Annotated in this window: 28 protein-coding genes, 1 tRNA gene and 1 pseudogene; 5 read left to right on the forward strand and 25 right to left on the reverse strand. The window is 41.3% G+C overall.

Annotated features, from left to right (window positions below):
- The 11 genes from EWV66_RS18400 to EWV66_RS18450 all read right to left on the reverse strand — a co-directional run.
- A partial coding sequence (locus EWV66_RS18400) for a type II toxin-antitoxin system HicA family toxin (RefSeq protein ID WP_287107343.1) occupies positions 1-158 on the reverse strand: 158 nt, incomplete at its 3' end.
- Positions 155-346, reverse strand: coding sequence for a hypothetical protein (locus tag EWV66_RS18405; protein ID WP_002796297.1), 192 nt, complete (start codon positions 344-346; stop codon positions 155-157). The genes EWV66_RS18400 and EWV66_RS18405, both read right to left, overlap by 4 nt.
- Before the next feature lie 222 nt (positions 347-568).
- Positions 569-982 carry a type II toxin-antitoxin system VapC family toxin gene (locus EWV66_RS18410; RefSeq protein WP_052275400.1) on the reverse strand — a complete coding sequence of 138 codons (414 nt, stop codon included), beginning with the start codon at positions 980-982 and terminating at the stop codon, positions 569-571.
- On the reverse strand, positions 969-1,211 hold the full coding sequence (locus EWV66_RS18415) for a hypothetical protein (RefSeq protein ID WP_081417885.1): 243 nt from the start codon (positions 1,209-1,211) through the stop codon (positions 969-971). The genes EWV66_RS18410 and EWV66_RS18415 overlap by 14 nt, the downstream gene beginning before the upstream one ends.
- 56 nt (positions 1,212-1,267) lie before the next feature.
- Complete coding sequence (locus EWV66_RS18420; protein WP_002732780.1) at positions 1,268-1,573, reverse strand: helix-turn-helix domain-containing protein; 306 nt, start codon at positions 1,571-1,573, stop codon at positions 1,268-1,270.
- Complete coding sequence (locus EWV66_RS18425) at positions 1,570-1,944, reverse strand: type II toxin-antitoxin system RelE/ParE family toxin (protein ID WP_002734817.1); 375 nt, start codon at positions 1,942-1,944, stop codon at positions 1,570-1,572. The genes EWV66_RS18420 and EWV66_RS18425 overlap by 4 nt, the downstream gene beginning before the upstream one ends.
- A 435-nt stretch (positions 1,945-2,379) precedes the next feature.
- A complete protein-coding gene (locus EWV66_RS18430) occupies positions 2,380-2,676 on the reverse strand; it encodes a helix-turn-helix domain-containing protein (protein ID WP_002731911.1) in 297 nt (98 codons plus the stop codon).
- Positions 2,669-3,061 carry a type II toxin-antitoxin system RelE/ParE family toxin gene (locus EWV66_RS18435; RefSeq protein WP_002733919.1) on the reverse strand — a complete coding sequence of 131 codons (393 nt, stop codon included), beginning with the start codon at positions 3,059-3,061 and terminating at the stop codon, positions 2,669-2,671. Before EWV66_RS18435 ends, EWV66_RS18430 begins: the two co-directional genes overlap by 8 nt.
- A gap of 697 nt (positions 3,062-3,758) precedes the next feature.
- Positions 3,759-5,372: a serine/threonine-protein kinase gene (locus EWV66_RS18440; RefSeq protein ID WP_069473939.1), complete on the reverse strand. Its 1,614-nt coding sequence runs from the start codon at positions 5,370-5,372 to the stop codon at positions 3,759-3,761.
- Between the two features lie 198 nt (positions 5,373-5,570).
- Entirely contained in the window at positions 5,571-5,891 is a 321-nt protein-coding gene (locus EWV66_RS18445; protein WP_002796305.1) for a hypothetical protein, read from the reverse strand.
- An 11-nt stretch (positions 5,892-5,902) separates the two neighbouring features.
- On the reverse strand, positions 5,903-6,025 hold the full coding sequence (locus tag EWV66_RS18450; RefSeq protein ID WP_271936475.1) for a hypothetical protein: 123 nt from the start codon (positions 6,023-6,025) through the stop codon (positions 5,903-5,905).
- A gap of 152 nt (positions 6,026-6,177) precedes the next feature.
- Between EWV66_RS18450 and EWV66_RS18455 the strand changes: the two genes are divergently transcribed.
- Together EWV66_RS18455 and EWV66_RS18460 are read left to right on the forward strand one after the other, a co-directional pair.
- Positions 6,178-6,408 carry a hypothetical protein gene (locus EWV66_RS18455; protein WP_002775250.1) on the forward strand — a complete coding sequence of 77 codons (231 nt, stop codon included), beginning with the start codon at positions 6,178-6,180 and terminating at the stop codon, positions 6,406-6,408.
- Positions 6,405-6,668 carry a ParE family toxin-like protein gene (locus tag EWV66_RS18460; protein ID WP_012267867.1) on the forward strand — a complete coding sequence of 88 codons (264 nt, stop codon included), beginning with the start codon at positions 6,405-6,407 and terminating at the stop codon, positions 6,666-6,668. The genes EWV66_RS18455 and EWV66_RS18460 overlap by 4 nt, the downstream gene beginning before the upstream one ends.
- Positions 6,669-6,788: 120 nt before the next feature.
- Here EWV66_RS18460 and EWV66_RS18465 read toward each other — a convergent pair whose 3' ends face one another.
- The 3 genes from EWV66_RS18465 to EWV66_RS18475 all read right to left on the reverse strand — a co-directional run bounded on the left by EWV66_RS18465 (position 6,789) and on the right by EWV66_RS18475 (position 8,979).
- Positions 6,789-8,213: an AAA-like domain-containing protein gene (locus tag EWV66_RS18465; RefSeq protein WP_287107341.1), complete on the reverse strand. Its 1,425-nt coding sequence runs from the start codon at positions 8,211-8,213 to the stop codon at positions 6,789-6,791.
- 189 nt (positions 8,214-8,402) lie between these two features.
- Positions 8,403-8,750 carry a YkgJ family cysteine cluster protein gene (locus tag EWV66_RS18470; RefSeq protein WP_052275395.1) on the reverse strand — a complete coding sequence of 116 codons (348 nt, stop codon included), beginning with the start codon at positions 8,748-8,750 and terminating at the stop codon, positions 8,403-8,405.
- A gap of 157 nt (positions 8,751-8,907) precedes the next feature.
- Positions 8,908-8,979: transfer RNA gene (locus EWV66_RS18475), tRNA-Val, on the reverse strand.
- Between the two features lie 81 nt (positions 8,980-9,060).
- Here EWV66_RS18475 and EWV66_RS18480 point away from each other — a divergent pair.
- A complete protein-coding gene (locus tag EWV66_RS18480) occupies positions 9,061-9,597 on the forward strand; it encodes a metal-binding protein (protein WP_287107340.1) in 537 nt (178 codons plus the stop codon).
- 19 nt (positions 9,598-9,616) lie between these two features.
- Here the strand turns inward: EWV66_RS18480 and EWV66_RS18485 are convergent, their stop codons facing one another.
- From EWV66_RS18485 to pipX, 5 genes are all read right to left on the reverse strand, one after another.
- Positions 9,617-11,137 (reverse strand): ArnT family glycosyltransferase, encoded by a 1,521-nt coding sequence (locus EWV66_RS18485; RefSeq protein ID WP_185236798.1) that lies wholly within the window; start codon positions 11,135-11,137, stop codon positions 9,617-9,619.
- A 78-nt stretch (positions 11,138-11,215) separates the two neighbouring features.
- Positions 11,216-12,028, reverse strand: a complete 813-nt coding sequence (gene proC / locus EWV66_RS18490) for a pyrroline-5-carboxylate reductase (RefSeq protein WP_052275394.1) — start codon at positions 12,026-12,028, stop codon at positions 11,216-11,218.
- 125 nt (positions 12,029-12,153) lie between these two features.
- Entirely contained in the window at positions 12,154-12,726 is a 573-nt protein-coding gene (locus EWV66_RS18495) for a cell division protein SepF (RefSeq protein WP_002788446.1), read from the reverse strand.
- 321 nt (positions 12,727-13,047) lie between these two features.
- Positions 13,048-13,707, reverse strand: a complete 660-nt coding sequence (locus EWV66_RS18500) for a YggS family pyridoxal phosphate-dependent enzyme (protein ID WP_052275393.1) — start codon at positions 13,705-13,707, stop codon at positions 13,048-13,050.
- Between the two features lie 3 nt (positions 13,708-13,710).
- Positions 13,711-13,983, reverse strand: a complete 273-nt coding sequence (gene pipX / locus EWV66_RS18505; protein ID WP_002733869.1) for a transcriptional coactivator PipX — start codon at positions 13,981-13,983, stop codon at positions 13,711-13,713.
- A 508-nt stretch (positions 13,984-14,491) separates the two neighbouring features.
- Between pipX and EWV66_RS18510 the strand changes: the two genes are divergently transcribed.
- Positions 14,492-16,033, forward strand: a complete 1,542-nt coding sequence (locus tag EWV66_RS18510; RefSeq protein ID WP_052275392.1) for an NAD(P)H-quinone oxidoreductase subunit N — start codon at positions 14,492-14,494, stop codon at positions 16,031-16,033.
- A 99-nt stretch (positions 16,034-16,132) separates the two neighbouring features.
- Here the strand turns inward: EWV66_RS18510 and EWV66_RS18515 are convergent, their stop codons facing one another.
- Both EWV66_RS18515 and ychF read right to left on the reverse strand, forming a co-directional pair.
- Positions 16,133-18,166, reverse strand: a complete 2,034-nt coding sequence (locus EWV66_RS18515; protein WP_287107339.1) for an N-6 DNA methylase — start codon at positions 18,164-18,166, stop codon at positions 16,133-16,135.
- Between the two features lie 402 nt (positions 18,167-18,568).
- Complete coding sequence (ychF, locus tag EWV66_RS18520) at positions 18,569-19,660, reverse strand: redox-regulated ATPase YchF (RefSeq protein ID WP_185236801.1); 1,092 nt, start codon at positions 19,658-19,660, stop codon at positions 18,569-18,571.
- A gap of 379 nt (positions 19,661-20,039) precedes the next feature.
- On the opposite strand from ychF, the gene EWV66_RS18525 reads away from it, so the two are divergent.
- Positions 20,040-22,073: an elongation factor G gene (locus tag EWV66_RS18525; RefSeq protein ID WP_287107338.1), complete on the forward strand. Its 2,034-nt coding sequence runs from the start codon at positions 20,040-20,042 to the stop codon at positions 22,071-22,073.
- Positions 22,074-22,259: 186 nt separating this feature from the next.
- Here the strand turns inward: EWV66_RS18525 and EWV66_RS18530 are convergent, their stop codons facing one another.
- The 4 genes and pseudogenes from EWV66_RS18530 to EWV66_RS18540 form a co-directional block, all read right to left on the reverse strand.
- Positions 22,260-23,873 carry a hypothetical protein gene (locus EWV66_RS18530; protein WP_287107337.1) on the reverse strand — a complete coding sequence of 538 codons (1,614 nt, stop codon included), beginning with the start codon at positions 23,871-23,873 and terminating at the stop codon, positions 22,260-22,262.
- Between the two features lie 50 nt (positions 23,874-23,923).
- Positions 23,924-24,037 (reverse strand): annotated as a pseudogene (locus EWV66_RS18535) (IS30 family transposase); the annotation flags it as partial.
- Positions 24,038-24,548: 511 nt separating this feature from the next.
- The gene (locus tag EWV66_RS24225; RefSeq protein WP_353734427.1) at positions 24,549-24,767 is read right to left on the reverse strand and encodes a hypothetical protein; all 219 of its coding nucleotides are present in this window, start codon (positions 24,765-24,767) and stop codon (positions 24,549-24,551) included.
- 139 nt (positions 24,768-24,906) lie between these two features.
- On the reverse strand, positions 24,907-24,998 hold a 92-nt coding region (locus EWV66_RS18540), incomplete at its 5' end, for an element excision factor XisI family protein (RefSeq protein ID WP_287107342.1).

The following is a 24,998-nucleotide window of genomic DNA, read 5'->3' on the forward strand; positions in this document are numbered from 1 at the left end:
ATAATCTTTTTAGCCAATCGCTCATTAATTTCTCGATGTCTGGGAATTGGTTCTGTTTTTCCAGTATCTGGATTATGGTAAATATCGTGTTTCCCTCCACGTCTAATCAAATAGCAGCCCGCTTGCTCTAATTGTGCAATTAAATCATGTCTTTTCATGCGAGTTCAAACTCTGCAACTCTCTTGATTCCGGGGATTTCTTCAGTAGTAAATGTTTTGTAGAGATCGACCAAGTTTCCGATTAATTCTTCTAAGTCAACACCTTGGGTCCAATGATCTGGAAATTCATTCAAATAGCCCAAGAACATCCCATCTGATTCTTTCCAATATGTATATGGAATCTTCATGGTGAAATCCTCATTCTGCGTTGCTAAAGATATTAAGTTGACCCCTATCATAACTGAATTGCTCCCAAGCCACGATCAGCTTTATTATCAGGGTTGGCAGCGAGATTGCCGCCTTACACTTCGTTAATGCAGCCTACCAAAGCGGCGATCGCCCATTCAGACAGATTTAGGTGTTGGGTGTTGGGTTTCGTTCCGAGGGTTCAATCTACGGACTACGGACTGTTAAATTAGAATATCAAATGTTTGATTATTTAGCCAACGATAAACACTAAAATCTCGCCTATCTGTGGTTAATATTCTGTTCTCCTTAATTGTTTCAGCTAACACTACTAACGAAGCATCGGCTAAGTCCATTGGCAAATCTCTATATTTTTGCATCAGTTCTTCAATGGGTTGGCAGTGCTTAGTTTTGAGGTTGAATACCTGTAGTTCTCCTGTGGAGATTTTATGAATAAAGGTTTTTGGGACATCTATTCCCACTCGTTTTTGTAGTAAGTAGCAAGTTTCAGTAACAACGCACCAGGTTGTAATAAATTGTTGATTGATTAATTTTTGGAATTGTTTTTTTGCTAATGGGTGAAGTGAGTCGTTTTTATTAGCAATGGCCAGCCAGAAACCAGTATCAACAATGATCATATTTTTGCTTAAGTTCACTTGTTAAATAGGTTTTATAGTTTTGCGAAAGGTCTGGTTCAGCTTCTATACAACCGATAAAGTCAGACCAATCTTCTGTTCCCTGCTCTTTCATTTCCTGTGGGTTGGGAGAATATCGTTTTTTGAGAATACCTACAAGTTCAAGAATAGTCTGTTGTGCGTCGAGGGGAAGGGACGCAATATCTTCTTCAATTGTTTCTAGGTTTATCATTGTCATTGTTTAAATGCGCGACAGCTTATTCTCATTGTAGCAAATTACTGAAACAATTAGGCTGAAACTAATTCAAATTTAACCTTGATTTTTAGGGCTGTAGCGATGAGATTTAGCAACAAAAAAGAGTTTCCTTCATAGTCAGCATTTTCTAAGGCTTCAATAATAGATTCATCAGTATTAATTAATTCTGCTAAAGCTTTTGTTGAAAGATGATGTGTTTCCTTAATCTTAAATATTTTTCTGGCTACTTCGTCATCAATACGAGCCTTTTCTAATTCTAATTGACGTTCTGGATTATTAGCATAATAACGTTGGTAAAGAATTTGTAAGCCATCGGCTGTCGTTTGGTGTGTATTCATATCAACTCCTGAAAATAGGTGTGTAATTCGGGATTTTTTTCAAATTTAGCTTTGTTTTTAATTGCTTGCTCGATTTCCAGTGGTAGAACTTCTTTTTCTTTAATTATACCATGAGAAATGACCACAGCTTTGTTTTTATAAAAGAAATAAAGAATTCTATAATTTATTCCTTTAAAATTAACTCTCAGTTCATAAATTTTGTCCCGCAAAAAGTCTGCTTCTGGTCTGCGTAATTCATATCCTAGTTCTGCCAGTCTTTGTAATTTGATAAAGCATTTGTTTTGAGCTTTGCCAGGAAGACTATCAAGCCATTCTATAATTGGTATATTACCTCTTTCATCTTGGTAAAAAATAAGTTGTATTTTTGGCATATTAAAGCTTTTATATATGTGAGTTTTCTAACAAATGATAAATTAAATAGTGTCAAGTATCGAGTTCTGTGAAAAGCTGATGTTTCCGTGAGCAAACCCCCTAAAATTAGACTTGATAAAAGACCTGAGATTGTTATATTCTACAGGTGACAAGCTTTTGCACGAAAGAGCCACGCCCCACGCACCAATTATATCATTCATTCTGCCTGAATATCAAACAGGAACTAGAAACCTGTTACTAGGGAGAGATTGCTAGGGGGGGATATTCGGTAGCAGTTAAATAATCATAATAAAAACCACAGAGGACACAGTAGCGGCTCTTGTCGGGTGCGTTAGTGATAGCGTAACACACCAATTTTCTTAAGATGCTGCGTTACGGCGCGGTAATAGTTTAATTATTAACAAATCTCCTTTAAATACTCGCAAACACGCACCCTACAAGCTACTAACAAGGCTCATTTTGACTCGTTGATTAAGGGCAGTGGCAATTTTTTGTAGCATTATTAGGGGATTGTCTTGATAGTCAGCGTCTTCTAGATCTTCAATAACGGATTGCTCAACATGGATTAGGTCGGCTAGTTGTTGTTGAGTTAATCCAGCATTCATACGAGCATCATAAATCAATTGTGCGATTTCTGAGTTGAGGGATTCTAGGGCAATTTGTTCTTTGATTGTGGGATCGTCTGCAATCATTTGGTGAATGATTTTTACGGCATCTGTGGTTTTAGGCATTGTTTATTTCTCCTTGATAAGTATGAAGTTCTGGATTTTGTTTAAATTGTGCTTTTCTTTGGATAATTCTCTCGATGTCTTGTGAGGGAACGGCGGAAGTTTTTTTGATAAGAGCATGACCAATAATTGCTATATTTTGACCATGATAAAAATAGAGGATTCGATATTGTATGGTTCCCTGTTTGGCTCTAAGCTCCCAGATCTCATTTCTGAGATAATCGGCAGCAGGGCGGCGCAGTTCATGACCTTGTGCGGCAAGTTGTTCGATTTTGGTTATACATTTGGCAAATCCTTTTTTATCAGTTTTGAGTAATTTCTGAAGCCACTCAACAACGGGTGAGATGCCTTCTGCTTCTTGATAAAAGATGATTTTTGTCTTTGGCACGTTTCTTTTGAAATAGTATGCGATGAAAAATCAATAAATGTAATCAGGTGATGGTGATGGGTATCGAATTGCTGGATATCTCATAACCTCGTTGAAAAGAATTATGCGATCGCCCCTTGTTTATCCCCTAAATTAAACTTAGAAATTCCGCGATAATAGACATCAACATCGTTAAGTATCGAGTTCCCCAAAAGCTGATGTTTACGGGAGCAAAATCCCTCAAATTAGACTTGACAAAAGACCTGAGATCGTTATATCCTACAGGTAACAAGCTTTTGCACGAGAGAGCCACACCCCACGCACCAATTATATCATTCATTCTGCCTGAATATCAAACAGGAACTAGAAACCTGTTACTAGGGAGAGATTACTGCGGGGGGATATTCGGTAGCAGTTAAATAATCATAATAAAAACCACTCCAGACACAGTAGCGGCTCTTGTAGTGGACTGTTTCAACTAAAATAGGGCAATAGATTTCGGCTTAAAGTCTTAGATTATAGAATTTATAGCATTTTTCTAATACACCAAATTAGCTGAAACAGTCCAGTAGGGTGCGTTAGTGATAGCGTAACGCACCAATTTTCTTAAGATGGTGCGTTACGGCGCGATCATAGTTTAATTATTAACAAATTTCCTTTAAGTACGCGCCTAACGCACCCTACAAGCTACTTAACGGTGTTAACTCCCTACAATAATTTAATTGGAAACACCTAATTCTTTTAGTCTATCCAGAGAGTTTTGATACCAGGTTTGATTATTTTGTTGTTGATAAAGTTTTGTTGCTTGGCGAAAATCCTTAATTGCCTTTTCATTGTCATTTAATTCTTTGTATATTAAACCGCGACTATAGTAGGCATCAGCATAGTCAGGATTGAGTTTAATCGCTTGATTGTAGTCGGCAATCGCCCCTTGCTTATCTCCTAAATCAGACTTAGCAATTCCGCGATTATTGTAGGCAACAGCAAAGTCAGGATTGAGTTTAATCGCTTGATTGTAGTCGGCAATCGCCCCTTGCTTATCTCCTAAATCAGACTTAGCAATTCCGCGATTATTGTAGGCATAAGCATAGTCAGGATTGAGTTTAATCGCTTGATTGTAGTCGGCAATCGCCCCTTGCTTATCTCCTAAATCAGACTTAGCAATTCCGCGATTATTGTAGGCTACAGCATCGTCAGAATTGAGTTTGATCGCTTGATTTTGATCCGCAATCGCCCCTTGATTATCTCCTAAATTATAATTGCCTATACTGTAAATTGCTAGTCCGATCACCCCCCCAAATACAATCATCCCAATGCCGTTATATAGCCATTTACGTCTAGTTATTCCTGATGGATTCTTAATTTTTCTCTGAGGAGGAGGTGAAACGGGGGGAGGTTGTACTACAGTTCTACTTGAAGGAGGATTATTCAACACTGTCAGAACTTCTGAAGCTGATTGATAGCGCTGACTAGACTTATCTTCTAACATCTTGTTGAGGAGATTCGCTAAAAAATCACTAATTGATCTTTTTTGCGATTTTAATACCGATTGCCATAACCATCGCCGCTGATTCACATCATAGACCGAATCAGGCAAATTACTGTTACTTTGGGGGAAACATCCTGTTAATAAACGGACACAGGTAGCGGCTAAACTATATAAATCACTAGCGGCGACTGCACTGCCCATGATATGTTCATAAGCAGCATAACCCGGAGTATATAAACCTGTCCCCATTTGGGAGGTTTGCTCTTTAATTCCCCCAAAATCAATTAACATCAATTTACCGTCACTCCGACGACGCATCAGATTATCCGGTTTGATGTCACGATGGATCAATCCTTTAGAATGGAGATAGACAAGGACTGGTAATAATTGCTGTAATATTTCCTTGATTTTCTGTTCACTAAATCTTCCTTCTCTTTGATACTCTTGAAGCAGGGTTTCTCCTTCAATAAACTCCTGCACTAAATAGAGGGAGTTCCCCTGAGAGAAATAATCATAAACGGTGGGAATTTGTTCGTGTTTTAATTCGTCTAATTTTTCCGCTTCTCTTTGAAATAACTCCTTAGACTTCTCCAGAGCAGCTCCCTGCATTTGAGCAATAAATTTTTTAATAACCCGGGGTTTGCGATTAAAATTCAAGTCCTTAGCTTTATAAGTTCTACCGAATGCGCCTTCGCCTAATACTCCGACAATGAGATAACGGCTATGAAAAGAATATGATTGGCTAGTTTGGCTTAAATTTCCGCCACATCCTTGACAATAGCTATAATGAGTCGGATTTTGAGGATGGGAACATTCGGGATTGAGACAGTAGAGGATACTCATAAATCATCTGGAGAAATTTGATTAAGTACCTAAAAAAAATTGATGATCTCATTGAGAGAAGATGTGTAGGCTCCCTTAGGCGGTCACAAATCCCGTCAAAAAACCAAAATTAACAATCCGCCGTAACGCACCAATTCTATCATTAATTCTACCTGAATATCAAACAGGAACCAGAAGCCTGTTCCCCGGCAGTGGAAGTTAGGGGTTGCTAACAGGGGGAACAGTGATGACAAAGCGGATGACAGTTCCGATAACTGCTGTTGCCAAGATGGTGATTAATGCCCAAATTTGGGCTTTCTGGGAGCCTTTAATCTCTTTTAAATCACCTTGTAAGGTGTTGAATTCTCCCTGTAATGCCTTGAGATCTCCCTTTACTTCGGCCTCGAATCTGACTTGAACAATCCTGATCTCTGTGACATCTTTCTGGAGCGCGTCTAGCTTCTGATTGGTCTCTTTAAGATTCTGATTAATCTGGTCTAGGATTTTTCCTAAATCGGTTTCGATGGTGAGGCCGCTCATGGGTTAGACTCCTAATTAAGTGGTGCTGTTGTTTCTGACTTAGATTTCAGTGTTTGAACAAATTGTAAAACTTTTTGTTGCTTTTCCGGTGTCAGTTCTCGCCATTGTTCAAGTATTTCTTCTTCTTTACCCATAAATACCTCGCTCTTGAATTATGAATTGTTTGGTTTTGAGCAAGGCTCATTAATAAAAACCACTCCAGACACAGAGGAAACAAAGATCATATCATTTTGGGTTTGCGGTGGACGTTGTAGAATAGAGAAAACCTACTACGCTGATAGATACCATGCCCTCTCCTGCTATTACCACGATCATCAAGATGGTTGAGTCTCTGCCTGATGAGCTTCAAGAGCAGTTAGTAGAGTATGTTCGAGCTTATATTGCAGAAATTGAAGAAGAAAAACGATGGGATCAGTCGTTTAAACAGACGAAGAATAATCTAGTCGCAGCAGCCCGAAAAGCCAAAGAAGAGATTGCAGCAGGATTGTCCGCGCCGATGGATTATGAGCAGCTATGAATTCCGCGACATTGCCCTCATTTTGGCAGAAGTATCGCGACTTGAAGCCAGCAGTCAAAGCCGGAGCCAGGAAAGCATATCGGTTATGGGTAGAGAATCCGTTTCATCCATCGTTACATTTTAAGTGTATTGACAGCGACGAAGATATTTGGTCAGTGCGTGTAACGAAGAGTCATCGAGCTTTGGGAGTGCTGTCAGGGGATACAGTGACCTGGTTTTGGATTGGCGATCATGATGAGTACGAAAAGTTTTATTCGTAAAACAGAGGAACTACAAGCCTATCCCACCATAATGACATTGTTGATTTTTGTTGAGGATGTTTATGGTGATAACTTTAGCACTCCTAGGCTGTGTTAGCCGAGCGCCTAACGGACTATAAACTACATAGCATAGCGACTTTTTCTGGAATTATCAAAGTGAGCAAGCGTAATTTTTTTGGCGAGGAGAGAAGTTTTTTGCGGCAAAAAAACAGAACGTTGCCGGAAATATTCGCCAAAATATTGACGGTAGAGAGGACAACTGACTCGGCAAAACTTACCTTGTCGGTGAATCAGTCCGAGACTTTCTAGGTGAAAAGCGGCAATTAAATCAATTTCTATGTCTTTTTCTACCATCACCACCTTAGCAAAGATAGCCGCTAAATTGCCCTTTAAGTATTGCAGATGCCAAAGTAAACGTTTAAGATGGCCTGCAAAAATATTATTTTCCTCCCCGATAGAAGTAGCCAAAATGCTTTCTAGGGTACAATTACCCCGAGCAAGATAATAGCAAGCAAGACGAATTAAATAGGGATTCCCCCCTAGAAATATCCGTAATTTTTCAGAGTCAAAATTCTGATCTAATCCCTGTCTTTGACTTAATTCTCGTACTTGTGCGCTGGTAAAATTAGGCAATTCGATCGGTAAACCAAGACTAAAAGGAGATTGATAGGTATCTGAGGTTTTATCAAGCTCCTGTGCAGGGGAATAGGCCACAATTAAACGTAATTTTTGCCAGAGAGGTTTGTTTTTGCCTTCCTCGTGCCAGAGGTGCAGAATACTAAAAAATTCTTCCCCTAGCTGTGGATAGGGTAAAAGATATTCAAGATCATCAAAGGCAAGCACTAAAGGGTGATCGAGATGGGAGAGAATATGCTTTTCTAGATAGATTTTACAGTTAATTTTACCCCCTAAGAATTCATCCCAATCCTCTGGGAGATGATTGTCTAAATCTAACTGACGACTAATACTAACACAAAGCCAACGCAGACAGTGATTTAAATCTTGAAAAATTGATCTTTCTGCTAACCGAAAACTGAAATAAAGTGTATGGTATTGCTGTTGTTGTGCATGATTAATAATTCTGGCCATCAGGGAGGTTTTTCCCATTTTTCTGGGTGCGTTAATCCGGATCAGACTACCCCCGCGCAAGACCTCTTGATAACAAGTCTGTTCTAGATTGTTTCTGTTAATATAAAAGGGGGAATCGAGGGGGACTTGTCCCTCTGGTAACTCAGGCAATAGTTGAGGATTAATAGTATCAGTTTCTGGTAAGTTAGGACGATAATAATCGCTATTTTCTAAAGTTAAATTAAAAGCTTGAAAACAATGTTTAAGGGTTTGTTTATCCACTCCCGATTCACAAGCAAATACCTTCATCAGAGTATCTACCCCTAAAAGAGTTTTCTCGCTGAGGACTTCTAGGGTGAAGCGATAACCGCAATTATCCCGATATTCCGCTTCTTGTTTGGCAGTAAGTAATTTTTCTAGTCCCGTGGTGGTGAGGATAACCCCGCGTCTGCGGCGCTGTTTTTCCGGTTTTTCCATGATAGTTTTTCCCTGTCCTGAACTCAAACTCTGCACCTCTAGAGGTTTCGAGTTTCCTATAGACTTCTCCTCAACAGGGAAACAATCAATTCCGTAATTTTACTGGTTTAGCCATTGAGAAGCTAGGGACAATAACCAGAACACTTGTTTTCTTCTCCGTCTGAGTTATTTCTGGGATAGGGATAAATCTTAGCCTACTTGCTGACGATAGCTATTCATTTCTAGGCTATCTTCCCCATAAAGATCCTCAATGTGTTGATGACAGCAATCGATCGCAAATTGATCGAATTCTCCCGGTTCAATTTGATACATTTTGGCAAAAATATCGGGTTGAACACGACAAAATTCTGGTCTCTGGTCATAAATGGTACAGAGACGGGTTTGGCGATCAAAGTTTATACACCAACCATCTTCCCCCACCATGCTGAGATATTGACTTAATTGTGCGGGGGTAAGATATTCTTCTAAGTCAGGACGCTCATCGGGATTTAGTTGACAACAAGCTCCACAATTTTTAATACATTTCCAATTGGCCATATAACCAGTGTGCCGCGATAAATTAATCCTAGCACCTACTGACTAGCTTACTAGCAATTAGTCGCAATTTTGCCTTCCAGCAACAATTCCCCTCAATAGTTTTAATCTCAACCTGCGATCGGGATTAAAAGCTTGACGAGGCAAGGAGCGAATAAAATGGGCGTTGTAAGGGTCGAACTTACGGCATCCTGCTTGTAAGGCAGGCGCTCTACCACTGAGCTAAACGCCCGAATTAATTTCGTACTTTCTCAGCATAACACATATTTTCAAAAAAGTATATTATTTTTTTGAGCGAGTTAATTTTTTTCCGATGCCCTCTGGTCGAACTCACGATCGCATTACCCTAATTCTGCTGCCACCGATTGCGGGGGCGAGTTTTTTGGTCAGTGGCAGTGGTAAATTAACCCTGTTACTCTTGGCCAGTTATTTGTTTAGCGGATTCCTGTTTGGGCCAGATCTTGACATCCACTCGGTACAATACAAACGTTGGGGTTATCTGCGCTGGTTGTGGCTACCCTATCGTTCTATGATCCGTCATCGCGGTTGGTTATCCCACGGTTTATTGATCGGCACAATTTTTCGGTTATTTTATCTTGGTAGTTTTTTTTTACTAGCGGCGATCATCATCATTCCCATCCTGCAAAGTTTCTGGGGTATAGACTGGGATTGGCGACTGTGGCCGCAGCAAGCGATCGCATTATGGCAACAGTATCCCCGGGTAGCGATCGCTATTTTCCTGGGTTTAGAATTAGGGGCGATGAGTCATAGTTGTAGTGATTGGATCGGATCTGCCTATAAACGTTCTCGAAAAGTGGCTCAAAAACCGGTAAAAAAGAAAAAACGTTAATAGTCCCCGTACACAATTTCTAATTAGCCTTACTTTGATATTCTTGCCAAGTTTTCGGACTGATAAAGAGAGTTCCTTTTTCTTGCTGATCGGGAAACTGGATATAATTTTTCTCTAAATAATCCTTGAGTTTTGGTGATTGCAGAAATTGCTTTTCAAATCGATAGAGGAAAACTAAATCCGGCTGTCTTTTTTCGATGACTTCTAGGATAAAATCTCCATCAAGATTCTGATTGATAAATCTCTTTCTGGTGATGACAGCAGTTTCTGGGGGTGTTTTCAAGAAATATTGATATATGTAGTGAGGATTGTCGGTTAACAGGAGTTTATCGGAGTTTTTAAATTTTTCAAACACAGCTTCTGCTAAAAGAGGTTTATACTTTTTGTTAAATTGAACGTAGGCATTAATTGCAGGATCACGATTGGTAATTATTCTCAAGGTATTAAAGAGAAATTGACCAGAAAGGGAGAGAAAAATCAGCATTTTGAGAACTAATTCCTGGGTTATTTTTCGATTTTGCCTAAATTCTCCGAGGCTATCAGTAATTTTTAACTGTTCGACAAACAAGGCAATTATCCAAACGGCGGGAATAATTAAATGGATATAGTAATAGGGCCAAATTGGCGCGACTGTGGCAAATCTAAATAGATTAGAACCCAACCATATCAAGGGCGGTAAAAGTGCTATTATGTTGCGGGTAAAAACCATCGCTATAATAGCGATCGCTGTGACGATCAGATAAATTGGTTCGTGTTGTAGGGCGCTTTGTAAGAGAGTCCATAAGGTGAGATTTTCTTCACCGAAACTAGCTGCAACACTGACATGAGATTTAATAATATTTTCGTAGGAAAAAGGAAAAATAGTCAGGGAACCCAAGACAAAGACTAAAACAATAGCCCCTGACCAAATAACAATATCAATGATTCTTTTAATAAAACTATTCTGTTGATTGAGAAAAATAATTAAAGCTACAGTTGGGATAATAGTAATGCCCGAAAGTTTAATTTGCAGGGAAAAAACGAAAGCAATGGCACTGAGTAAATACAGCCCATACTTAAGCTTCCCCGTGGATTGAACGGCTTTAAAGATAATAAAAATACTTAAGATTGTAAAAAAAAGTGCGGGTAACTCCCGCAACATTGTCGTTGATAGGGTAATATACACTAGACAGGTTGAGAGAATAAATACCGACAAACAAGAGGCCAATATTCCGCAATTAACTCTCAGAATTAGATAAAAAATCCCTAACATAATTGTGGATAAACAAAGCACCATAATTCGCGCGGCATAGAGAGTAAATCCTGTCACGCTTAACCAACTATTTAGTAAAAGAGATAAACCCGATAAATGATCGTGCCAAACTTGTTCGTAGAGACGATAACCTTGTTTAGTGACGTAGGCAAGTACCATGGCCACCGCTTCATCAAAATTAAGGATATAGGGATAATGAAGCGGGACTTTCCAGAAAACGATTCCTAGGAAAAAAACTGCAATGGCAATTAATGCCATTAAATCAAAACGATAAGATTTCTTATTCATAACTTTTTCTGGACAAGAATTGCTGCGTATCTTATCACAGATCGAGACATCAGTTATGGATTAAAAAAGATACAAAAATTACTTTTCGGAACTACGCCCTAAATCTTTAGAACGTTGATAGGCCGCCACTACTGCCTCGATAATAGTCGATCGAAAAGAGCCTTTTTCTAATTGTCTCACCCCAGCAATCGTGGTTCCCCCCGGGCTAGTGACGCGATCCTTTAATTCCCCCGGATGTATGGCCGATTCTTTTAACAGGGTTGCCGTCCCTAAAACTGTTTCTATGGCCAATTGAGACGCAATTGATCGCGGTAATCCGGCCGCCACACCACCATCGCTTAAAGCTTCCACCATCAAGGCCACAAATGCCGGGCCCGATCCCGATAATCCCGTTACCGCGTCCATCAAAGCCTCGGGAACTTCCACCACCGAACCGACCGCAGCAAAAATATCTCTAGCTACGGCCAGATGTTCCGGTTCCGCATGACGACCGGCCGCCATCGCTGTAACCCCTTGTCCCACCGTGGCGGGGGTATTAGGCATCGTCCGGATGACGGGCCGATCGGGAAAGCCCATTTCTAGGCGATTGAGGGTAACTCCCGCTAAAATCGAGATAATTAGGGGTTTTTCGGGTATTCCCAGCAAGCTATTGACTACTTGCTCTAAAATTTGCGGTTTTACCGCTAAGATTAACACCTCGGTTGCTCTGGCGGCTTCCCGGTTATCCTCACTGACTTGTACTCCGTAGGTATTCACCCAAAAGTTGCGCCGTTGGGATTGGGGTTCACTAACCAACACCGCTTCCGGACTATAAATATTTTTTTTTAATAAACGGCTGAGAATGGCCTCGGCCATCACTCCACCGCCAATAATTCCTAAACGAATAGACACAGTATTTTTTAAAGTAAAAAGTAAAAAAGAGAGATTTAGCTATCCTACCAAGAAAAAACGCATCCTCTCGATAAATCGATCGATTTCTAGCTTCGACAAACCTGACGAGAGGACTATGGCAGGATTCATTGAGCTAATCGACTGCTTTCGGCTCCCCAAGCAGGTGCGGAGGAAACGGGACGAGCCATTTTCGGGTTATCAGCGATATCGTGAATAGTTCCGGAAAGGGTGCTAACTTTAACGCAGCTGGGGGTAAATAGGAAAATACTCTCACCGATGCGTTCTTGATGACCATCAATTGCATAAGTGCCACCGGCGACAAAATCCACGGCTCTTTGTGCTTCTTCGGGATCCATGACGTTGAGATTTAAAACCACCGATTTGCGTTCTCTCAGGGTTTGGATAACTTGGGGCATTTCCTCGAAGGAATGGGGCTCGATCACGACTACTTCTGCATTATTGTTGTTAATACCTGGCATACCGATCACGTTGCTTCTGTTGAGTCCCATAGATGTGGCTGTATTGAGATTTAAAGGTTCGCGTTGACGACGATTAAGGGGTTCTTCTTCTTCGTTTTGATCCTTCTCTTGGGGGGAAAACTGTTCCCAATTCATTTCTTCGTAGTCGGTTTCATCTTCGTCTTCTGGTTGTTCGGAGATACCGACAAAATCTTTGAGCTTGGTAAAAATGTTGTTCACAGTCTAATGTCCTTCAAAAGATTTTTTTGGGTGGTCTTGTCTAGAGTCGGGGTTATTTATTGGCCTTTAACAATTCTTGCTCTCATTTGGTACAGGGGAACTATTTTGTTAAGGGTTCGTCATTTTAGTCGTCTGGAGGCAGCGGTTAGTTCCCTCTTTTCAGTTATCAGGTATCAGGGGGAATAGTTTTCAGGGATTGGGAAAAAGTCCATTCCCCATTTCTAACCACCAGTTTCTAGACTGAACGTTGTAATTTTAAGATATATTGTCACGGATTATTAAATTTTCTAGAGGTTTTTTCTGTAAATTTACGCCGATGGTTCAGTAAATGCGATCACCAAAAATACCAGTTCCCACCCGGATCAAAGTGGCTCCGGCCTTGACGGCCAGGGGATAATCGTTAGACATCCCCATGGATAGATGGGGCAGGCATAAACTAGAGCTATTCTCGATTATTTGGGCTAAATCGCTGGTTTTTTCAAAGGCGGCTAACTTTTCCTCAGCCGATAATCCCTGGGGCAGAATTGTCATCAAACCTTGAATTTTTAGCTGTTGACAGTTGACTAAATCGGGAAGAGCTGCTAAGAGTTCGGCCTTGTCCCAACCGAACTTATCGGGATCGGGGACAACTTTCACCTGTAGCAAAACTTGGGGATTAATCTCTAATTCCCCGGCCAGGCGATCGAGTCTTTGGGCTAATTTTAAACTATCGAGGGAATGGATTAAATCAAAAGATTCTAGGACTTTGCGGGCTTTATTTGCCTGTAGATGCCCGATAAAGTGCCAAGAAATATCTGGGAGGTCTTTTAGTTCTTGCTGCTTCGAGATTGCTTCCTGTAGCTTACTTTCGGCAAAATCTCTCACTCCTGCTCGGTAAGCTTGACGGATATAATCGCTCGATACCTGTTTACTGACGGCAATCAGACGCGTGCCGGGGGGTAGGGTAAGACGGATGGACTCGATACGACTAGCGATCGTCATGAACTAGACTGAAAAGGTTTGTTGATAAGTTTGGTTGAGACTGTTAAATTCTTGCACATTACTGCCCCGGCGCAAATTTCGCAGCCGGTTTTCCACTAAAAGACGAGCATCGGAACGACTAATCGGATCGAACGAGACTTTTTTTGGTCCCACCGTCACCAGAAAAAAAAGACGTTGGGCATAAAGAGTGGTGAATAATTCCCGATGTTCTTCTAATAGACACACTCTGTATAATAGACCGAAAGTGGGATGATTGAGATAGGTTTCGTTACTCATTCAAGCGATCGCTAAAGGAAAAGGATTGAGCGAACTAGAAAATTTTTCCACAAAAAAATCAAGCGGATGGCTCAAAAACAATTGATTTTTCGGGTGTTTCCCCTAGCCTGATTTTACCAGAATCCTTCAACGACAACTAACGATGCCAGTCTATGTCATGATTTCCTGAGTTTTCACTTTTTCCCTGTTAACGTGGATACATTTCGGTGACAAGTTGTCACCACCAGAAATTAGCTCGGCTGCAAAAATCAAAGATTTTCCCTTAGCTGAGGAGACTAGGAGACAAGAGGATAAAAAAGACAATGGACAAGTATAATACCCATAAAAGCTAAGATTATCTCAAATTTATCTGGTTTTTTAGAAATTTTAACCCAATAGCGGCGATCGGTGAACTGAAAACTCACATCTGATCACTGATCACTGATAACTGATCACTGAATCGCTGATCAAATGCCCTAAGCTTGTATTAAGCCTTTTTTAACTTCAAATTCCTTTAACCTCAATCAATATGGATTTTTCTAGTCTTGTTGCCAGTCAGCTAAACGCCGGCGTTATCTGGCCCGAAGGAATCCTGATTATTACCCTGATGGTGATTTTAATCGGCGATTTAATCGTGGGACGGAGTGCCAGAAGTTGGCTGCCCTACGTTGCGATCGCTGGTCTGCTCGCTGCTGTGGTTGCTCTCTATTTTGCCTGGGACAATCCGAAACCAGTGGCCTTTTTAGGGGCTTTTGAGGGCGATAATCTCAGTATCGTCTTTAGGGCGATTATTGCTCTTTCTACCGCCTCCACAGTGCTGATGTCTATCCGTTATGTGGAACAAGCGGGAACCTCCCTAGCGGAATTCTTGGCCATTATGCTCACCGCAACCCTCGGGGGAATGTTCCTATCTGGCTCTAGTGAATTGGTGATGATCTTCATCTCCCTAGAAATGCTCAGTATTTCCTCCTATCTAATGACCGGTTACATGAAGCGGGATCCTCGATCGAACGAGGCTGCTTTAAAATACCTGTTAATTGGAGCTTCTAGTTCGGCGATTTTCCTCTATGGTGTTTCCCTTCTCTACGGTTTATCCGGAGGTGAAACCAGTTTAAGTGCCATTGCCCAAAAATTAACCGATGTTAACGGTGGTCAGTCCTTGGCCTTGGCGATCGCATTAGTTTTTGTGATTGCCGGTATCGCCTTCAAAATTTCGGCGGTTCCCTTTCACCAGTGGACCCCTGATGTGTACGAAGGTTCACCCACTCCCGTGGTCGCTTTCCTCTCGGTGGGTTCCAAAGCGGCGGGTTTTGCCCTAGCAATTCGCCTATTAGTGACGGTTTTCGGTCTAGTGAGCGAACAATGGCGGTTTATCTTTATCGCTCTAGCAATTTTGAGCATGATCCTCGGCAACGTGGTCGCCTTAGCCCAAACTAGCATGAAACGGATGTTAGCCTATTCCTCGATCGGTCAGGCGGGTTTTGTCATGATTGGTTTAACCGCCGGTACTGACGCGGGTTACTCTAGCATGATTTTCTATCTGTTAATTTACCTGTTCATGAACCTAGGGGCTTTTGCCTGTGTGATTCTCTTTGCTCTCAGAACTGGAACCGATCAGATCGCTGAGTATTCGGGACTCTACCAGAAAGATCCGCTGCTAACCCTCTGTTTAAGCATCTGTCTCCTCTCTTTGGGGGGAATTCCACCTCTAGCGGGCTTCTTTGGTAAGATTTATCTATTCTGGGCCGGTTGGCAAGCGGGACTTTATGCCCTCGTCCTCGTTGGTTTAGTCACCAGTGTGGCCTCGATTTACTACTATATCCGTGTGGTCAAAATGATGGTGGTCAAGGAACCCCAAGAGATGTCCGATGCGGTGAAAAATTACCCCGTTATCAATTGGACTCTTACCGGGATGCGTCCCCTACAGGTGGGTATTGTCCTCTCCCTAGTGGCGACTTCCCTGGCCGGTATCCTCTCCAATCCTCTCTTTACCCTAGCGACGGATTCCGTCACCACTACCCCCATCCTACAATCGGCGGCCCTGGCGACGCACATTTCCCGGGCGAATTGAGAATCCCTGTTGATTTATCCTAGCTATTCTAGTCCTGTCTTAAGGTTGGGATAAATCAACCACCTTAAGACTTTTTCTAAGCTTAACCTGCTTTTTGCCTTACTCAAATTGGCCAAGTAAAAGACTCATTTCGTTAACAACATTCTCACTTGCTTTTAACGATTCTTTTCTAATTGCTTGAATTTCAGCCATACTTTTGGCGATTCTCTGCTGTTCAGATTTGGGTGGAATAGGCACTAAAACTTTAGACAAATCATCTACTAAAATAGTAGGAATGGCATGACCTGTCATATACCTTTTAATCTGACGCAAAAAAAAGTCTGTTCGCATATATACTAATAAAAACAAAGGCTCGACTCCCTGAATATTTCTTAATACTGAAAATCCATTTGAGCAAATTGCCCCGTCTTCATCTTCTGTGATTAGGGCTGTTGCTTGGCGTGGTGTTCCCGTGCTTGCTCCTGAAATTGCTGTAATAATATCACCTTTGTACAATCTATAAGTTGCACGAGATGGGGCCTCATGTGCCTTGATTATTTGTTGGGAAACAACTTGCATTGTACGATAATCAACATCGGAAATGGCGATATATCTAATTTCACTGTCCCTAGCTAAACGAAAATCAGCTGAATCTCTCAAAATATCGGCAATTTCACCTAAAGGTTTCGCCCCAATAGATTTCAGATGTTCTAATAATTTTTGGTCATTGGGTAAATAATGTTCGGCATCGAGTCTCGAATTGAGCAGTGTGTTTTTAACTGTATAAATACAATCGCTGTTTTGTGCAAATTCGCCATTGATAAATGACGTAAAAGATTGAGAAATATCATCTATATCATCGTCAACTATTGGCAAACCTGATTTTGTTCTGGCTATAACTCCCGACTCGTTGCGCTTATATATTGTTTGTCCTTTAACGTCATAGCCTATTTTTTTGATTTGTGCCATAAAACAAGAATCATTGTCTGCCGGTAATTTTTGAACCACTAAAAGTGATGTTTTGATTCCTGTACCGTATGGCACAAATGCTTCTGGCGGTATGGAAACAACACCTAATATTTTTGTTTGGGAGCGCAACCAATGGCGAATCGGTCCATTAGAGATATTTTGTAATAGACCATCGGGCAGAATAATCGCCATGCGTCCACCTGCCCGCAATAATTTTATAGATTTCTCAATAAATAAAATATCGGGCGACTGACCCGCTAAAACGGTTGGGGAAACTTCCCAACTATTGGACGCTGATTTATGCCATTTCCGGGCAAGAAGATATGATTTAAGAATTGTCTGGTCTTCTACTTTGCCTTTATTTCCGAAAGGAGGATTGGTCAAGATAACATCAAAAGAATTATTGAATTTTTCATCTTCGATAAGCGCATTAGTGCAGATAATTTCTGAACCTGTGCCACCTTCAAAAACTAAACGAATCATTCCCGAAAGGGCGACATCAGGATTAAATTCAATTCCTGTAATACTTTCTTGCACAAAACTTGCTATATCGAACTCTGGATTATTTTGTCGAACATGGTTGATTGCTTGAATTAAAAAACCACCACTTCCGCAAGCAGGATCTATAATTTTTTCGTTTGGTTTGGGGTCTATCATTTCAACCGCAAGACGGACAATTGGATGAGGCGTAAAAAATTCTCCCCTATCTCCACGCTGGTGTCTATTTACAAAAGTCTGAAAGGCTTCCCCTTTTATATCGCCAGATGTTTTAGTTAAATTAATGTACTGTAACCTGCCTACAATATAAGCAAGAGTCAAAGGTTTTAACTTGAATGTGTCATCGGTGAAAAATCCCCGATAATGATTCTTGATTGAGATAAATAATTGACTGAGACGCGACATAAATTCATCGGACTTATTGGCGACGATGGCTTTATATTCATTTGCTGTAACGCCAAAATTTACAGATTGCTTGGCAGATTTTTCATCATGAAGTTTGATGATGATTAGTTTAACCATCTCGTGAAAAATCTTGTCTTTGAGCATTCCTTCGTTGGCGTAAATATAATTATGGCACTCTTCAAAAACTGCGGAAAGATTGTTAGAAGGTCGTAATTCCTGAATTTGGGGGAGTTTTTCAGGTAAAAGGCTGTCTTCAGAAAATAACAATCCTTGCTCTTTCATTTTTCCAGTTTGATTTGACCGTTTTCCGTTGCGAGTTGTTGAATAGATAAACTATTTTTAGCCTCGACTGCATTCCTAGCAAACCAGTCTTTTAGTGGACAGAGATCATCGCCATCTTGATTAAACAAGAACTTGCTCCTGTAGCTAATTATAGAATATAAATTAGAGTATGTCAAGAGATAAAAAATTCAGTTTAATGTTAACCAAAGTGAGTAAAAAAAGCTTAGAGATTGTTTATGACAGAAATTCGGAGCATCTTTCAATTTGACAAAGCCAAGTGTAGGGCTAATTCCAGAATTAGCGCCAATTGTAGGGCTAATTCATGAATTAGCCCTACAGCTATTGACAACGCCAAATTCAACCTTTTGATCAGGTGGAAGCGCTCACCTGATTTATTTTTAGCTAAACATTAAAACGGAATAGTAAAACATCACCCTCTTGAACAATGTATTCCTTGCCTTCACTTCTGACTAAACCTTTTTCTTTGGCTGCGCTCATCGTGCCACTATTAACTAAATCCTGATAAGACACGGTTTCTGCACGAATAAAACCCCGTTCAAAATCCGAGTGAATAACTCCGGCTGCCTGGGGTGCTTTCATACCGGCAATAATCGTCCATGCGCGGGTTTCTTGGGGACCGGTGGTGAGATAGGTACGCAGTCCTAATAACTCGTAGGTAGCTTGAATTAAAGATTTTAATCCCCCTTCTTCTACTCCTAAAGAACCAAGAAAATCTTTTCTTTCTTCCTCCGACAATTCCACTAATTCCGATTCCACTTGAGCAGAAACGATCACAACTTTGGCCTGTTCCTGTTGGGCAATTTGACGGACACTTTCTACCCAATCATTACCCGTAGCTAGATCATCTTCGCTAACATTAGCGGCATAAATAATCGGTTTCCGACTCAATAAACCGAGATTTTTAATTAATTCTTCTTCCTCTTTGTTTAAATCCACTTTTCGCGCCGAAATACCGTCATTAAGACAAATTAGGATTTTTTCAAGGATAGCTAATTCTTCGGCGGCTTCCTTGCTATTTTTCGCCTGCTTGCGTAAACGTTCCACCCGCTTCTCCACCTGTCCCAAATCCGCCAGAGCTAACTCTAGATTAATCACCTCGATATCCCGGGCCGGATCCACGGAACCGGAAACATGAATAATATCATCATTATCAAAACAGCGCACCACATGAACGATCGCGTCCACTTCCCGGATATTAGCCAAAAATTGATTACCCAATCCTTCCCCGCGACTCGCACCCTTGACTAATCCGGCGATATCGACAAATTCAATCCGCGTCGGCACGATTTTCTCAGAATTAGAGATTTTAGCCAAAACCTCCAGACGTTCATCGGGGACGGATACCACACCCACATTCGGTTCAATGGTACAAAAGGGGAAATTAGCGGCCTCAGCCTTGGCATTAGCCACCAGAGCGTTAAATAGGGTCGATTTCCCCACATTTGGCAGTCCCACGATTCCAGCTTTTAACATAAAAATTGCTTGATAAACATCATCCCGACCTCTCACTATATCAGGCTGCCTCTCGTTTTTGTAAATCCAGTTGATGAGAAAAACTCTCGATAGTCAACAGCTTAGTTAACATTTATTCAAGTTCCTTAACTAAAAGTAGGCGAGATTTTACAAGAGATTGCGAGAATGGGATGTAATGCTTGAGACTGAGTTAGGGTGAAGAGTAGGAAAGAATACACCTGTAGCACTGGGCAAAATTATGGCAAGACAGGCCTTTCACTTCTAAATACGTCCTGAGAGTAATTTTCAGTGCTATGACAGTATATTTCCTAGGGCGATCGAGTGTAAATATCGTCCAATCGCCACAACTAATCACTAAATCATTGTTGGGGGTATCTGTATGAATCAAAGTATCGGAGCAAACACCCGTAATGTGGCCCTTGTCGGCCCCTACTCCAGTGGAAAAACCTCCTTACTGGAAAGTTTACTTTTCGTAACAGGAGCGATCACCAGAAAAGGCAAAATCAGCGATCGCAACACCGTCGCTGATAGTTCCACCCAAGCGCGGGATCGACAGATGAGTGTAGAAGTTTCCGTTGCCCATAGTCAATACCAAGACCTAAATTTTACCTTTCTCGATTGCCCTGGTTCGATCGAATTTGCCAGTGAAACCTATAATGCCCTCGTCGGGGCCGGTGCTGCTATTATCGTTTGTGAACCGGTGGTCGATCGAGTTCTCACCCTGGCTCCCTTGCTAAAATTCCTCGATGATTGGGAAATTCCGCATCTAATCTTCATCAACAAGATGGATCGCTGTAATAGTCACTTTAACGAAGTCCTACAAGCTCTTAAATCCGTTTCTAGTCGTCCCCTCGTTCCCCAGCAATATCCTATCCGTCAGAACAACGAAATTATCGGATTCATCGATTTAATCAACGAACAGGCTTATCATTACCATGCTAACAGTCCCGCCGATCCTGTCGCTTTACCCGACCACCTCAAGGAAGAAGAACAGATTGCTCGACAAGAAATGCTGGAAACGATCGCCGAATTTGACGATCATCTTTTAGAAGAACTCCTCGAAGATATTAACCCCTCCCGGGAAGAAATTCTCCAAGACTTAAAACAAGAACTGGGAGCCGATCAGATAGTACCCGTGTTCTTCGGTATGGCGGAACGGGACTATGGTGTGCGTCATCTCCTCACCGCTTTAGTGGAAGAAGCACCGGCCCCGACAATTACCGCCAATCGTCGCGGTCTCGATCCCAGTGCGGATGGGGATGCAGTGGTACAAATCCTCAAAACCTATTTTACTCCCCAGGGCGGTCGCCTCTCCCTAGGGCGAATCTGGCAGGGAACCCTTAACGATGGCATGGCCTTGAACGGTGTGCGGATTGGTGGTATCTATCGTCTCATGGGACAACAACAACAACCCCTACAGCAGGCCCAAGCGGGGGAAATTATCGCTCTCGGTCGTTTGGAGGGAATCGCCACCGGAGACGTGGTTAGCAGCGGCAGTCAAAAACCCGATCTTCCCAGAGGATTACAGCTTAAACCCGTCTTTGCTCTCGCTATTGCCGCCGCAAATCGCAAGGATGAAGTTAAATTAAGTTCAGCTTTGACAAAACTGATCGAAGAAGATCCTTCCCTCTACTGGGAACAACACGGTGATACTAAAGAAGTGATTCTCTGGGGACAGGGAGAAATTCATCTGCAAGTGGCCCTCGATCGCCTAGCGCGCAAGTATAATCTACCGATGACCACCCATTTACCCCAAGTCCCCTACAAGGAAACGATCAAGGCCAGCACCAAATCCCACGGACGTTATAAACACCAAACCGGCGGCCACGGTGCTTTTGGTGATGTGTACCTGGATATTAAACCCCTGGCCCGGGGGGAAGGTTTCCACTTCCATGAAAGCATTGTCGGTGGTGTTGTCCCGAAACAGTATATCCCCGGGGTGGAAACGGGAGTGCGGGAATATCTCGGTCATGGTCCTTTGGGTTTTCCCGTGGTGGATATTGATGTTACTCTCACCGATGGTTCCTATCACAGTGTCGATAGTTCCGAACAAGCTTTTAAACAAGCGGCCCGTCTAGCAATGACGGAGGGACTGCCTAAATGTCATCCGGTCTTATTAGAACCAATTCTATCGGTGACGGTTCTCGCTCCCTCAGAATACACCGCCAAGGTTTTACAGTTAATCAGTGGTAAACGCGGTCAAATTCAGGGTTTTGAAGCTTCTGCGGAGTGGAAAGGTTGGGATCAGGTAACGGCCTATCTACCCCAAGCGGAAATGCACGATTTTATCGTTGATTTGCGTTCTTTGACTATGGGTGTCGGTTTTTTCCAGTGGGATGAGGATCACCTGCAAGAAGTGCCAGATAAACTACGCGATGCGGTTTTAGCTATGCGGGGTAATGGTAACAAGTAGGCGATTTCGCCTCTGGTGTGGTCTATTGAGGAAAGGGAGGGTCTCCCTCCCTTCCCTGATGGGTTACACAAGAGGTAGAACCTCTGGAAATGGGTTGGCAGGGAGACCATTGCAACGAGGTAATGGGGTTGCTGTGGCAATTCGATATGTGTGGACTAAACAAAAAAAGTGCAAGGATTTATGGTCTTACAATTCTTCTCTCTTGCTATTTATCTCAGGGGAAAAAGCTAATATTTGTGCGGTTTTAAAAATGGCTAAAGCTAAAATACCAAACCAAAACACGAGGTAAATTCTTCCTAGACTTTTAAATACAGGAATATCCTTGGCTTGATGAAGCCAGTTAAAAGGTAGAAAAATTATGCGATTAAATTCTGCGTTCAGGTATTCCCTTTGCTCCGGAGTTGCTCTTTGGCAGGGAGGAAGAGATGAATTCAATAAGCATCCCAGATTAATCATCCTTTGTCCTAATCGGAAATCCAATCTAGTTCCTGGTACGCCTATAGTTTTTTGAGATATTTCCATGATGGGGTGCATAGTGACAGACGCTAATTGAATGACCATGGCAATAGCTATTATTGCCACCATTAATTTCCTCCTTATCCCCCGATATGATAGTAAAGATTGCAGAAAAATACCAATCAGGGGAATTAAAAGCAATTGCACAGAGGTGACATGATATCTGGCTCCCCAAGCTAAATCTCCGCCCCAAAACGAGACTCGAGAATAGGCTAATAAATGTAGAAAAAGATTGAGAATATTGACTAGGATATAGATACGAATGTATATGTTTATTTTTCTCCAAAGAATAGCAACTATAACTAAACAAGGTAATAGCAAAGGATCATAAATAAAAATGCTTTTAGCTGGATCGAAAAGAACACCGATGAATCCAACATGATGAGCGTCAATAAAGGGAAAGTTTGGCTCTAGGTTAGGCATTCCATTCCACAATGGATCGGTAGTTAATTGTATCTGTGCCACTTTTGCACCAGACAGAAAGACGCTGCCGTAGCGCCAGTAATCAAAGAGTCTCCCTATTAAAGTAAAGGGAATAAAACCAAGAATCCAGATTCCAATTGCTTTGATTAATTCTGGTACACTTTGCTTAAGTCTTTCTCGATATTGATAGATTAGACAACTCAAGAAAAACAGGAAAACCGATAGGGCGTGTATTAGACTTGTTATTCTCATTAACATAGCTCCACCTAAAGCCAGTCCGCTCATAAAAGCCAGGCTTGGATTTTTGGAGAAGGAATAGGCTAAAGCAGCAACGTAACCTATCATGACAAATAAAAGGATTTGATTGTTCTGTTGATGTATTTGGGCATAGTGTAAGAAGGTTGTACCCAAAAAAAAGATAACAGAACCTAATTGGGCAATTCTGTCATTGAAACCAAATTCTTTTAGCAACCAGAAGCAAGTAACAACGGCAGCAATGTTTAAAGGTATAAAAATAAGGAAACTTACCACTAAATGTCGCCAATTTTTTTCTGGAATAGCGGGAAACAAGTAATGAAGCCAAGTCCCAAATAAATCTCCAGGTAACATCAATAAAGACTGACCTTGTTCATAGGCAATATAACGCTTTCCATCAACTCCTAGAACTCCAAAACGAATATCTCCACGAATTTTAGGTTTGGTTTCGGAAGTAACCTGAACTTCCGAATCTTTTGTCCACCAAGCATGGGACATTTGTAATCGCAAACCTGTATCTATGATCCCCATATTTCCAATATTGATGACAAGAAACCATAGCAAAGCGATTAAAACCAATTCTGCTTTATATTTATTTTTTTTCATGATTGCTCAATAAGTTAAAATTGTTCACATTCAATTTTTGTTTCGCCAATTCAAGTCTGAATTGCATTACTGCCTGATCTATCTTCATAGAATACTTCATTCGGGGTAGGATAGTCAAGACATTTTTGAGGACGATTGTTAATCAAGTTTACGGCTCTTTCTACTGGAGTTTAGACTAAATGTTTACCCAAGCGGTGATCGCCGAATCGCAAGGGCGATCGCTATTTCAACGATCAAAGCCTGTTGTTTACATATATTAATAAAACGAGAATAACAAAAAGGGAGAAAATAAAAAATACAAGCATTAAAGAAACTCCCTTAGATGAATAATCACATTCTGGAACTTCAAAAATTTAGAACAGAAGCAGGTAATGATTCGGTAGTAGTGGCGTAGCCCTCTTGCTTACCTGGTATGAATTGTGTCAAATATTTATGGTTCTTCGTTACTTGGTATGGTTCAATAGGGTGGCATAAATCGACTAAATCCTTATCTGGCAAGAGTTCTATTGATTAGTTCGTTCTAGATCAAAAACAATTGACAAAAATCGCATCAATGTCCTTCTCTATAAGGGTTTCATCCCTTATAACTCCGTCCATTGCATAGCACAAACCGAAGAACCATATTTATTAATAAAAATAATTGGAACCCGATCAGTCTTTAAACCTCTAGCTTGATCATGACTTTTCTGATAAATATCTTTTTCTGGCTCCTGTCTGGCGGCTCTTCGTTACTTGGTATGGTTCGATAGGGGGGCATAAATCGACTAAATCCTTATCTGGCAAAAGATTTAATTGATTAGTTCGCTCTAGATCGAAAACAATTGACAAAAATCGCCAAATGTCTTTCTCTATAAGGGTTTCATCTCTTATAATCCTGTCTGTTGCATAAGACAAACCGAAGAACCATTTTTACGAGGAGTTCCTCTCCGTCTTTTATTAGGGGAATGCCTGGCTCCTGGGGGAATTTAAGGGCTTGTTGGCAGTAGTTGAGAGCGCAATCGCGGTCTTGAGAATTGTCCATCATATTTGAACGTTAAGCCACAGCAAAGCCTGTATAGGGTCTAATTTCAGGGGATTTAAAGGCTAAAATAATCTGGTTTTGAGGGATTCCTGCGGCTACTAATT

Origin of the sequence: Microcystis sp. M_OC_Ca_00000000_C217Col (genome assembly GCF_007095585.1) — a bacterium.
In the GTDB taxonomy this organism is placed as follows: Bacteria; Cyanobacteriota; Cyanobacteriia; order Cyanobacteriales; family Microcystaceae; genus Microcystis; species Microcystis panniformis.

Coding starts and splice junctions, on each gene's coding strand:
- EWV66_RS18405 (WP_002796297.1), bottom strand. CDS start 346: ATGAAGATTCCATATACATATTGGAAAGAATCAGATGGGATGTTCTTG.
- EWV66_RS18410 (WP_052275400.1), bottom strand. CDS start 982: ATGATCATTGTTGATACTGGTTTCTGGCTGGCCATTGCTAATAAAAAC.
- EWV66_RS18415 (WP_081417885.1), bottom strand. CDS start 1,211: ATGATAAACCTAGAAACAATTGAAGAAGATATTGCGTCCCTTCCCCTC.
- EWV66_RS18420 (WP_002732780.1), bottom strand. CDS start 1,573: ATGAATACACACCAAACGACAGCCGATGGCTTACAAATTCTTTACCAA.
- EWV66_RS18425 (WP_002734817.1), bottom strand. CDS start 1,944: ATGCCAAAAATACAACTTATTTTTTACCAAGATGAAAGAGGTAATATA.
- EWV66_RS18430 (WP_002731911.1), bottom strand. CDS start 2,676: ATGCCTAAAACCACAGATGCCGTAAAAATCATTCACCAAATGATTGCA.
- EWV66_RS18440 (WP_069473939.1), bottom strand. CDS start 5,372: ATGAGTATCCTCTACTGTCTCAATCCCGAATGTTCCCATCCTCAAAAT.
- EWV66_RS18445 (WP_002796305.1), bottom strand. CDS start 5,891: ATGAGCGGCCTCACCATCGAAACCGATTTAGGAAAAATCCTAGACCAG.
- EWV66_RS18450 (WP_271936475.1), bottom strand. CDS start 6,025: ATGGGTAAAGAAGAAGAAATACTTGAACAATGGCGAGAACTGACACCG.
- EWV66_RS18455 (WP_002775250.1), top strand. CDS start 6,178: ATGCCCTCTCCTGCTATTACCACGATCATCAAGATGGTTGAGTCTCTG.
- EWV66_RS18460 (WP_012267867.1), top strand. CDS start 6,405: ATGAATTCCGCGACATTGCCCTCATTTTGGCAGAAGTATCGCGACTTG.
- EWV66_RS18465 (WP_287107341.1), bottom strand. CDS start 8,213: ATGGAAAAACCGGAAAAACAGCGCCGCAGACGCGGGGTTATCCTCACC.
- EWV66_RS18470 (WP_052275395.1), bottom strand. CDS start 8,750: ATGGCCAATTGGAAATGTATTAAAAATTGTGGAGCTTGTTGTCAACTA.
- EWV66_RS18480 (WP_287107340.1), top strand. CDS start 9,061: ATGCCCTCTGGTCGAACTCACGATCGCATTACCCTAATTCTGCTGCCA.
- EWV66_RS18485 (WP_185236798.1), bottom strand. CDS start 11,137: ATGAATAAGAAATCTTATCGTTTTGATTTAATGGCATTAATTGCCATT.
- EWV66_RS18500 (WP_052275393.1), bottom strand. CDS start 13,707: ATGACGATCGCTAGTCGTATCGAGTCCATCCGTCTTACCCTACCCCCC.
- pipX (WP_002733869.1), bottom strand. CDS start 13,983: ATGAGTAACGAAACCTATCTCAATCATCCCACTTTCGGTCTATTATAC.
- EWV66_RS18510 (WP_052275392.1), top strand. CDS start 14,492: ATGGATTTTTCTAGTCTTGTTGCCAGTCAGCTAAACGCCGGCGTTATC.
- EWV66_RS18515 (WP_287107339.1), bottom strand. CDS start 18,166: ATGAAAGAGCAAGGATTGTTATTTTCTGAAGACAGCCTTTTACCTGAA.
- ychF (WP_185236801.1), bottom strand. CDS start 19,660: ATGTTAAAAGCTGGAATCGTGGGACTGCCAAATGTGGGGAAATCGACC.
- EWV66_RS18525 (WP_287107338.1), top strand. CDS start 20,040: ATGAATCAAAGTATCGGAGCAAACACCCGTAATGTGGCCCTTGTCGGC.
- EWV66_RS18530 (WP_287107337.1), bottom strand. CDS start 23,873: ATGAAAAAAAATAAATATAAAGCAGAATTGGTTTTAATCGCTTTGCTA.